This is a genomic window from Novosphingobium sp. (genome assembly GCF_049240505.1).
Taxonomy (GTDB): Bacteria; Pseudomonadota; Alphaproteobacteria; order Sphingomonadales; family Sphingomonadaceae; genus Novosphingobium.
In genome coordinates this window covers 1-9,686 of sequence record NZ_JBMLSM010000116.1, presented here as the reverse complement: position 1 = coordinate 9,686, position 9,686 = coordinate 1, and the positions used below count along the sequence as shown (strand labels likewise).

The following is a 9,686-nucleotide window of genomic DNA, read 5'->3' as shown; positions in this document are numbered from 1 at the left end:
CCGTCCGCTCATGGAGTTTCTGCAACCTGGCCTTGAGCTTGGCGACCGTCTTCATATCCGCTGTATTCCCTGTCTTTTTTATTGCCCCAGTGCGAAAGCTTCGCGCGCGGCTGCTTCTATCGCTGCTTCATCGGGCGTGCCTTTGCCGACCACCCAACTGCCACCAACGCACAGAACAGGGTCGAAACCCAGCCACTCCGGCGCGGTGGCGGCGGTAATGCCGCCCGTAGGGCAGAATTTGCATTGATGGAACGGTGCTGCCAGCGCCTTGAGCGCGGGAAGACCGCCGGAGGTAGAGGCGGGAAAGAATTTGAAGTGCGTCAGACCAAGATCAAGCCCGCGCATGATATCCCCCGCGCTGGCGGTGCCAGGCAGGAACGGGATGCCCGAAGCGACAGCCGCCTTGCCGAGATTTTCGGTAAGGCCCGGTGAAACGATGAATTCCGCACCTGCATCAATGGCGGCCTTCAGTTCATCAGGATTGGTGACAGTGCCCGCACCGACAATCGCGCCTTCGACCGCCTTCATCGCATGGATGACATCAAGCGCAGCGGGCGTGCGCAGCGTGACTTCGAGGACGCGCAGGCCGCCCTTGACCAGCGCACGCGCGATGGGGAGCGCATGATCGACGTTTTCGACGACAAGCACCGGAATGACCGGCGCGGTGCGCATGATGGTTTCAATCGGCTTCATGGCGTCTCCCTCGCGTTCTTCTGGCCCGTAGCGAAGGGTGGGCTTAACGCGAGTCAGCCGTATTGTGCACCTGCTAAGGCCGGGTGCATAGCTATTCTTGGGTTGCGATCACACCGCCGAACTGAATTGGCGTGCGCCCGAACGCCACGCATCAAACACGGCGGCGATGGAACGGGCATAAGGTTCGTTGCCCGATTCCAGCGAAAGAATGCCGCCATCGATCCGGGCAAGACCGCGTGCGATGAACGGTTCTAGGCGATCCCGGTTGGTAGCCATCAGGTCTGCCGGAACTTCGGCCCTGCCCCGGCACAGCAGATCGGTGATGATCTGGCCCCGGCGGCGGTCCTCTGCCGTGCGCACCACGCCCTTGCGCCCGGCTAGCTGGTCTGCGCCGATGAGCATACGGTAGCGGCCGGCATTCTTTTCGGTCTGGACGAAAAGATCGGGAAATTCGCTGATGGATGAAGCACCCAGACCGACAAGGACAGGCGACTGGTCTTCGGTGAAGCCCTGAAAATTCCGGCGAAGCGTGCCGTTGCGGGCGGCAATCGCCAGATCATCGCCGGGCAAGGCGAAATGATCGAACCCGACAGCCTGATAGCCTGCGGCCATCAACCGGGCGTGTCCTTCGGCAGCCATGCGGAACCGGTCGCGCTGGCCGGGGAGTTCGCTGGCATCGATACGCTGCTGGCGCGGGATCATGTGCGGGACATGCGCATAGCCGAACAGCGCAATCCGGTCTGCCCCCATCGCCACCGATTGGTCGAGCGTATCGGACAGAATCTCGTCAGTCTGGAACGGCAGGCCATACATCAGATCGAAATTGATCGAATCCACGCCGCCCTTGCGCAAACCTTCAACCGCCCGTTCGATGTCATCGCGCGGCTGAACACGCCCGATGGCAGCCTGCACGCGCGCATCGAGCGTCTGCACCCCAAGGCTGGCCTTGATAACGCCAATGCCCCGGATCGCGGTGAACCAGCCGGGTTCCAGCGTGCGCGGATCGAGTTCGATAGACAGGACCGGGCTTTCCAGCCGAAAATGCAGTGTCAGGCTATCGATCAGGCGCACGAAATCGGTGGGTTTGATCGCGTTGGGACTGCCACCGCCGAACGCGATGCGCGCAACCTTTACCGACGGGTGCAGATGGCGGCCAACCAGTTCGATCTCGTGATGCAGAGCTTCGAGATAAGCGGTCAACCGCTGAGTCTTGTTGGCAGCACCGGTGTTGCAGCCGCAATACCAGCAAATTTCCCGGCAATAGGGGATGTGCAGATATAGCGAGACGTTGCCGCGCAAGGCCCGCAAAGCATTGGCCTGACGTTCCTCAAAGCTCTCTTCGACGAATTCGGCGGCTGTGGGATAGCTGGTGTAGCGCGGGACGGGGCGTTCCAGCAGTTCGGGCCAGTATGTCCAGTTCCCAAGGACTTCGGGGCCGGTCATCATGTCAGCAGCCATCGGATTCGTCCTCACCATCGTCGCCGTTTCCGCAACAGCTATCGGTGGCGAGGCGCTTGCGCATTGAGATATGACAAACCTTGCAGCAGGGCAGATTCTTGCTGCCATCATCCTTGCCGGGCAGACGGACGGGAACCATGCCTCCGCTGCCACCGCACGAGGCAACCATGATCCATTGCGCGCTGGCCGGGGCCGGTGCCGCCATTTGCAGGATGGCCAGCGGCGCGAGAAGGCGGAGTGCGCGGTGGCTCATGGTTCGCGCTCCTCGTCTTCGATCAGGATGCGCGCAGCGGCTCCATCCAGATCACTGAACTGCCCGCGCTTCAATGACCAGAAGAAGGCAACCAAACCCAACAGGCCCATGCCGAGCGCAATCGGAAGCATGAAAGCAACACCGTTCATTTTGCTTCCCCTGCAAGGCGCAGCGAATTGGCCACGACGATCAGGGAACTGGTGGACATGGCGATTGCAGCGATAAGCGGGGTCACATGGCCAAGGATCGCCAGTGGCACCGCCAGCATGTTATACCCGATAGCCAGCACGAAGTTCTGGCGCACGACACGCATGGTCTGGCGCGAAACGCGGATGGCGCGGGGAATGGCAAGCAGCGAATCCGCCGTGAACACCATGTCCGCTGCCTGCCGCCCCACATCGCTGGCCGACCCAGGCGCAATCGATGCGTGAGCGGTGGCCAGCGCGGGACCATCGTTCAGTCCGTCTCCCGCCATCATCACCATGCGCCCGGCGTTCTGCAAACGCTGGATCGCCTCCTGCTTTTCCGCCGGGGATGCTGCGGCTTGTGCGGTCAGGCCCGTAGCGCGCGAAACGGCAGCGACGGCCGGGACCGAATCCCCCGACAGGATCGAGGCTTCCACACCCAGCATTTCAAGCCGGGCTAGGGCTTCGATTGCATCGGGACGCAGGCGATCCGCAAAGGGAATGACGCGCACCGCATCACCTTCGATCCTGAGAGCAGTGGCCATGCCTTGCGCGGCGGCTGGCCGACCGAGGCCTACTGTCAGGCCATTCCAGCGCGCGGTAACGCCCTGCCCCAGCTCTTCGCGCACGTCCTCAAGCATGGCGGCCTGCACGCCACGCGCGCCGAGCGCCTGCACAAGGCCAAGCGACAGCGGATGGCGGCTGTGGCTGGCCAACGCGAGCGCGACCGACGCCTGTGGCGCAGACATCGCGCCAAGTGCCACTTCATCGGGCACCGGGCGGCCGAGCGTGAGCGTGCCGGTCTTGTCGATCAGCAAGCGGTCTACTTCAGCCATGCGTTCGAGCGCAGAGCCATCCTTCACCAGCACGCCCTTTTTCAGCAGCGCGCCTGCCGCCACGACTTGCGCCACAGGCACGGCAAGCCCCAAGGCGCAGGGGCACGTGATGATCAAAACGGCGATGGCGATGACCAGCGATTGATACCAGCCAGCGCCAGCGATCATCCATCCGGCAAAGGTCAGCGCCGCCAGCGTGTGGACCGCTGGCGCATAGAGGCGCGCGGCGCGATCTGCGATGCGCACGTATTTCGAACGGGACTGCCCGGCGGCTTCCATCAGCCGGGCTATTTCGGACAGGGCGGTGTCCTGCCCGATGGCGGTTACTCGCACGTCCACCGGGGCATCGACATTGAGCGTGCCGGCATGGACCAGCGTTCCCGGCCCGGCCTGAACGGCTGCGCTTTCTCCGGTCAGGAGCGATTGGTCGAAGCGGGTCTGGCCGCGCAGGACTTCACCATCGGCGGCAAGGCGCTCCCCAGCGGCCACGCGCATCAGCATTCCCGGTTGAAGCGCCTTCGTATCCAGCCAGCGCGTTGCGCCATCGGCGGCGACAACCATCGTGCCGGTGGCGACCTGCCGCAGCAGAGCATCGACCCCCGAACGTGCGCGATCACGCATCATCGCATCGAGCACGCGGCCTGCGAGCAGGAACATGAGCAACATGAGCACGCCATCGAACCACGCCTCTGCCCCGCCCGTCAGCGTTTCATAGAAGGACAGCCCAGTGGCGATGGTAACGCCGATGGAAATCGGCACGTCCATGTTGGTCTTGCCGTGGCGCAAGACCTTCCAGGCCGACGAGAAGAACGGACGGCCCGCATAGGCAATGGCAGGGACGCCAATCAGCGCCGAAACCCAGTGGAACAGCGACCGTGTGGTGCCCTCGGCACCCGACCAGACGCTGACCGACATCAGCATCACGTTCATGCAGGCAAAGGCCGCAACGCCGAGCGGAGCAAGCAGTGGCTTCACCGCCGAGACAGGCTCGGCCTCGATTTCACGCGGCTGCGCATCGAAACCGGTGGCGGCAAGTGCGGCGACAAGCGCGGGCGTTTCGATGCCGGGCTGGTGGACGACCTCTACCGTGCGCGCGGTGAGGTTAGTGCGTGCGCTGGCAACGCCTTCCATTGCAGCCAAGGCCCGCTCGACTTTGCCCATGCACCCGGCGCAGTGCATTCCCGGCACGGCAAGGATCGTGTGGACAGGCGCGCTTTCCGCGATGGTCAGGTTTCCGGCAGGAGCGGTCATTGCACTTCGCCCACTGTGCGCCAGATCTGGCCATCGGCCTCAACCTTGACGCTCAGGCGCCAGCGGCCTGTCTCCAGTGGTGCGACATAGCGTCCCGGCGCAACCTCTTGCAGCGCCAGCGCCGTAGTGGGCCGCTGACCGAGCGGATGTTCGGCAATGGCAGTGACTTTCGCTGCGGCAAGCGGCTTGCCCAGACTGTCTGCCAGAACGATACTTGCCCGACCGGCCTGATCGCGGACGACATCGCCCTTCCAGCCGAGTGCCTGCTCCTGCTCGGCCTCTTTCAGCCAGCCGTTGAATTTCTGGCTGGCAACATAGGAATTGTCGACCACCACACCGCCAAAGGTGGAGCTGGCGAGGCGGGCCATCAGAACATTGACGGCAATCACAACAGCAAAGAAGCTGACAAGGATAGCTGCCATCTTCCGGCCAGTGAACGGGCGGGCATTACGGCGCATCTGGGTCATTGGCCGTTTCCTTCTGCGGTGGTGAACGTGGTTTCGCCGCGATCCATGCCGCCTTCCTTATCGCCAGAGGTCAGGACGAAAGCGAATTCGGCGGGTTTGCTGCCACGCGGACGGACTGCGTAGACACGCAGGGGTTTGGTCGTATCTGCGAGGACTTCGATGGTCAGCACGCGCTTTGCGGCGGCTGCATCCATCTCGTCGGTAAACATGGCACCGCCTTCAAGACCATCGAGCGCGATATTGAACGTGCGCGGGCGCGCTTCCATGTTGCGCAGCTTGAGCGTGAAGGCATTGCGGATCGCGCCGTCGGACAGCGTCACGTATTCAGGATTGCGATCCTTGGCGACCGAGATGTCGAGCCGGGCGCGCTGGCCGAGCATGAACAGAAGGGCCAGACCGATACCGCTCCACACACCGAGATAGACCAGCATACGTGGGCGCAGGATGGTCTTCAGAAGTGGGGTCGGTTCCTCGCCACGCTTTTCCTTCTCGGCATCATCCAGCGTGCAATAGTCGATCAAACCGCGCGGGCGGCCCACATCGGCCATCGCCTTGTCGCAGGCGTCGATACACAGGGCGCAGGTGATGCAGCCGATCTGCGGCCCTTCGCGGATGTCGATGCCGGTGGGGCAGACGGCGACGCACTGCATACAGTCGATGCAATCGCCCAGCGGGGTTGCGGCTTTCAGGGCGGACTTCACCGAACCGCGCGGTTCGCCGCGCCAGTCCTTGTAGGTAACGATCAGGCTCTTTTCATCGAGCATCGCGGTCTGGATGCGCGGCCAGGGGCACATGTAGACGCAGACCTGTTCGCGCATGAAGCCGCCGAAGATGAAGGTCGTCATCGTCAGCACGAACGTGGTGGCATAGGCCACGGGCGCAGCAGTGCCGGTCCAGAATTCGTATTGCAGCGTAGGCGCATCGGCGAAGTAGAAAATCCACGCGCCGCCAGTGGCGAAGCTGATGCCGAGGTATATCCCCCACTTCAGCGTGCGCTTGCCGATCTTGGCAGCGGTCCACGGCGCTTTCTGCAGGCGGAGCTGGGCATTGCGATCACCGTCGATCAGCCGGTCAACATGCTGAAACAGATCGGTCCACACCGTTTGCGGACAGGCATAGCCACACCAGGCACGACCCACCGCAGAGGTGACGAGGAACAGGCCGATGCCTGCCATGATCAGCAATCCGGCAACGAAGTAGAATTCGTGTGGCCAGATTTCGATGTCGAACATGAAGAAGCGGCGATTGGCGAGATCGATCAGCACCGCCTGATCGGGAGCGTAGGGGCCGCGATCCCAACGGATCCACGGCGTGCCCCAGTAAATGAGAAGGCACACGGCCATGACCAGCCACTTGAAGCGCCGGAACGCTCCGTCGATGGCCTTGGGGAAGACCGACTTGCGCTTTTCGTACATGCCGATCTGGTTTGAATTGCCCGCGCTCAGTTTGGGATCGTGCGCAGTCATGACCGTGTGTCCTTGATCGTGTTCAGTTTGTGTCAGCAGCGGGTGGCGCTGCCTCAGCAGGCGCAGGTGCTTCTTCACCGCCGCCCAGCGAGTGGACGTAAGTAGCGAGCATCTTCACCGTGACCGGATCGAGGCGATTACCCCATGAAGGCATGACCCCGTACCGGGCGTTGGTCACCGTCTGGGTGATCGCCGCGCGGCTCCCACCATAGAGCCAGATCGCATCGTTGAGGCGCGGCGCGCCCACGGAGCGATTGCCCTCACCCGCTGCGCCGTGGCAGACTGTGCAGTTGTCGGTATAAAGCTGGGCGCCACGCTGGGCCGAAGCACTGGGCTTTTCCTCACCCGCCAGCACGCGCACATGGCTGACCACATCCTGCACTTGCGCAGCGTTCAGGATGCCATCGCGACCGAATGCGGGCATCTGGCTCATCCGCGTGGCATCGTCGCCGGGCTGGCGGATGCCGTTGACGAGCGTCTGATGAACAGTGGCAACATCGCCCCCCCACAGCCAATCGTCATCGTTGAGGTTCGGATAGCCCGCGCTGCCCGCAGCCCCATTACCGTGGCACTGGATGCAGTTGACCTTGAAAGCGGCACGCCCACCATCGATGGCAGCGCGGCGCAGGCGGGGATCGGCGGCGATCTGTTCGATAGACGCATTGCCCAGTTCGGCCATCAGGCCCGCCTTGCGTGCGGTTTCGGCCTTCATTTCTTCATCCAGCATACCGCGGCTGGACCAGCCGAGCGTGCCTGCGGTCGCCTTGTCGATCAGCGGCCACGCAGGATAGGCCACGCAATAACCGATCGAGAAAATGATGCAGGCGTAGAAGCTCCACAGCCACCAGCGCGGCAGGGGATTGTTGAGTTCTTCGATACCGTCCCACTCGTGGCCGACGGTTTCGACGCCGGTTGCGTCGTCAATCTTGGGATTAGACATCGCTTTCGTCCTTGAAGATCGAAGTGGCGGCATCGCGGTTCAGCGCCTTGGCGCCGGGGCGGAACGGCCATGCGCTCAAGCCCACGAAAATCGCCGTCATCATCAACAGCCCCCAGCTGTCGGCCAGATGCCGCAGCATGTCGTAAGTGGAGTGCGCGCTCATCGGCCCTTCTCCTTCGCCAGGGCTTCCTGCGCTGCGGGCGCGTTCACATCGACCAGCGTGCCGAGCATCTGGAGATAGGCGACAAGCGCATCCATCTCGGTCAGGCGCTTGGGATCACCGTCGAAATCACGCGCCTGCGCCTTGGGGTAGCGCTTCTTCAGATCGGTGGCGTCGGCTTCGGGATCGGCCTGTGCTTTCAGGTCGTCATTGGCCTTGGCGATATCGTCCTGCGAATAGGGGACGCCGACCTGATAGAGCGTGCGCAACGTCGCGCTCATGTCACCCATGTCGAGCTTGCGCTCTGCCAAATGGGCATAGCCGGGCATAATCGATTCCGGCACCACGGCGCGCGGGTCTTTCAGATGCTGGACATGCCATTCGTCGGAATAACGATTGCCGACGCGCGCCAGATCAGGCCCGGTACGCTTCGATCCCCACTGGAACGGATGGTCGTACATCGATTCCGCGGCGAGGCTGTAGTGGCCATAGCGTTCGACCTCATCCCGGAAAGGACGGATCATCTGGCTGTGGCAGGTATAACAGCCTTCGCGCACATAGATGTCGCGTCCGGCTTGTTCGAGCGGGGTATAGGGGCGCATCCCGTCCACCTTCTCGATCGTGTTGTCGATCCAGAACAGCGGCGCGATTTCCACGATGCCGCCCACGGTCACCGCAGCGAAGGCTGCGATGCCAAGGAGCGTCACGTTGCGCTCCAGTTTCTTGTGCTTTTCCACGATTGTGGTCATGGGATTTTCTCCGAGAGCGTCAGGATCAGGCTGCGGCCGGAGCGGCAGCGATGACGGGACGGTCCTTTTCGGGATCGAAGGCGGCATCACGCATCGGTGCTTCTTCGCGGCTGTGGCCAAGGATCGTGCGCCATACGTTGACAACCATCACCGCAGCGCCAGCGAGGAACAGCAGACCACCGAACGCGCGCAGGAAGAACATCGGCTTCAGCGCGGCGACGGTTTCGACGAAGCTGTTCACCAGATATCCGTCAGCGCCATATTCGCGCCACATCAGGCCCTGCATGATGCCCGCGACCCACATCGAAGCGGCGTAGAAAACGATACCCACGGTCGCGAGCCAGAAGTGCCAGTTGACCATGCGCAGGCTGTAAAGGCGCTGGCGGTTCCACAGGCGCGGCACCAGGTAATAGACCGCCGCAAACGTGATCATGCCGTTCCAGCCGAGTGCGCCGGAGTGGACGTGGCCGATGGTCCAGTCGGTATAGTGCGACAGGCTGTTGACCGACTTGATCGACATCATCGGACCTTCGAAGGTGCTCATGCCGTAGAAGGCCAGCGCCATCACCATCATGCGGATAATCGGATCGGTGCGAACCTTGTCCCACGCGCCGTTGAGCGTCATCAGACCATTGATCATGCCGCCCCAGCTCGGCATCCACAGCATGACCGAGAAAACCATGCCCAGCGTCTGCGCCCAGTCGGGCAGCGCGGTGTAGTGGAGGTGGTGCGGGCCTGCCCAGATGTAGAGGAAGATCAGCGACCAGAAGTGGATGATCGACAGACGATAGCTGTAAACCGGGCGCTCGGCCTGCTTGGGCACGAAGTAATACATCATCGCCAGGAAGCCGGCGGTCAGGAAGAAGCCGACGGCGTTATGGCCGTACCACCACTGGGTCAGCGCATCCTGCACGCCTGCAAAGGCGGCATAGCTCTTCGATCCGAAGATGGTGGCAGGCAGCGACAGGTTGTTCACCACGTGCAGCATCGCGATGGTGATGATGAAGCTCAGGTAGAACCAGTTGGCGACATAGATATGCGGTTCGCGCCGACGGACGATCGTGCCGACGAACACCGCCAGATAGGCGAGCCATACGATGGTCAGCCACAGATCGACATACCATTCGGGCTCGGCATATTCCTTCGCCTCGGTCACGCCCATGAGGTAACCCGTCGCGGCGAGCACGATGAACAGCTGGTAGCCCCAGAAGACGAAGCGGGCGAGGGC

The 9,686-nt window shown here is 62.6% G+C and carries 11 protein-coding genes; all 11 read right to left on the bottom strand.

Annotated elements, in window-relative coordinates; all coding sequences use genetic code 11:
- Window positions 1-78: 78 nt before the first annotated feature.
- Window positions 79-693 (bottom strand): bifunctional 4-hydroxy-2-oxoglutarate aldolase/2-dehydro-3-deoxy-phosphogluconate aldolase, encoded by a 615-nt coding sequence (eda, locus tag ACOVQ0_RS09985; protein ID WP_421883702.1) that lies wholly within the window; start codon window positions 691-693, stop codon window positions 79-81.
- A 108-nt stretch (window positions 694-801) separates the two neighbouring features.
- The gene (hemN, locus tag ACOVQ0_RS09980) at window positions 802-2,151 is read right to left on the bottom strand and encodes an oxygen-independent coproporphyrinogen III oxidase (RefSeq protein WP_421883699.1); all 1,350 of its coding nucleotides are present in this window, start codon (window positions 2,149-2,151) and stop codon (window positions 802-804) included.
- Window positions 2,141-2,404 carry a hypothetical protein gene (locus ACOVQ0_RS09975; protein ID WP_421883695.1) on the bottom strand — a complete coding sequence of 88 codons (264 nt, stop codon included), beginning with the start codon at window positions 2,402-2,404 and terminating at the stop codon, window positions 2,141-2,143. Before ACOVQ0_RS09975 ends, hemN begins: the two co-directional genes overlap by 11 nt.
- Window positions 2,401-2,553, bottom strand: a complete 153-nt coding sequence (gene ccoS, locus ACOVQ0_RS09970) for a cbb3-type cytochrome oxidase assembly protein CcoS (protein WP_168853944.1) — start codon at window positions 2,551-2,553, stop codon at window positions 2,401-2,403. The genes ACOVQ0_RS09975 and ccoS overlap by 4 nt, the downstream gene beginning before the upstream one ends.
- On the bottom strand, window positions 2,550-4,676 hold the full coding sequence (locus ACOVQ0_RS09965; protein WP_421883691.1) for a heavy metal translocating P-type ATPase: 2,127 nt from the start codon (window positions 4,674-4,676) through the stop codon (window positions 2,550-2,552). Before ACOVQ0_RS09965 ends, ccoS begins: the two co-directional genes overlap by 4 nt.
- Window positions 4,673-5,143: a FixH family protein gene (locus ACOVQ0_RS09960; RefSeq protein WP_421883688.1), complete on the bottom strand. Its 471-nt coding sequence runs from the start codon at window positions 5,141-5,143 to the stop codon at window positions 4,673-4,675. The genes ACOVQ0_RS09965 and ACOVQ0_RS09960 overlap by 4 nt, the downstream gene beginning before the upstream one ends.
- Window positions 5,140-6,609, bottom strand: coding sequence for a cytochrome c oxidase accessory protein CcoG (gene ccoG / locus ACOVQ0_RS09955; RefSeq protein ID WP_421883685.1), 1,470 nt, complete (start codon window positions 6,607-6,609; stop codon window positions 5,140-5,142). Before ccoG ends, ACOVQ0_RS09960 begins: the two co-directional genes overlap by 4 nt.
- A 22-nt stretch (window positions 6,610-6,631) precedes the next feature.
- The gene (gene ccoP, locus ACOVQ0_RS09950; RefSeq protein WP_421883682.1) at window positions 6,632-7,549 is read right to left on the bottom strand and encodes a cytochrome-c oxidase, cbb3-type subunit III; all 918 of its coding nucleotides are present in this window, start codon (window positions 7,547-7,549) and stop codon (window positions 6,632-6,634) included.
- Window positions 7,542-7,712 carry a cbb3-type cytochrome c oxidase subunit 3 gene (locus ACOVQ0_RS09945; RefSeq protein WP_421883679.1) on the bottom strand — a complete coding sequence of 57 codons (171 nt, stop codon included), beginning with the start codon at window positions 7,710-7,712 and terminating at the stop codon, window positions 7,542-7,544. Before ACOVQ0_RS09945 ends, ccoP begins: the two co-directional genes overlap by 8 nt.
- Window positions 7,709-8,458, bottom strand: coding sequence for a cytochrome-c oxidase, cbb3-type subunit II (gene ccoO, locus ACOVQ0_RS09940; RefSeq protein WP_421883676.1), 750 nt, complete (start codon window positions 8,456-8,458; stop codon window positions 7,709-7,711). The genes ACOVQ0_RS09945 and ccoO overlap by 4 nt, the downstream gene beginning before the upstream one ends.
- 25 nt (window positions 8,459-8,483) lie before the next feature.
- The coding region (ccoN, locus tag ACOVQ0_RS09935; RefSeq protein ID WP_421883673.1) for a cytochrome-c oxidase, cbb3-type subunit I at window positions 8,484-9,686 on the bottom strand (1,203 nt) is incomplete at its 5' end.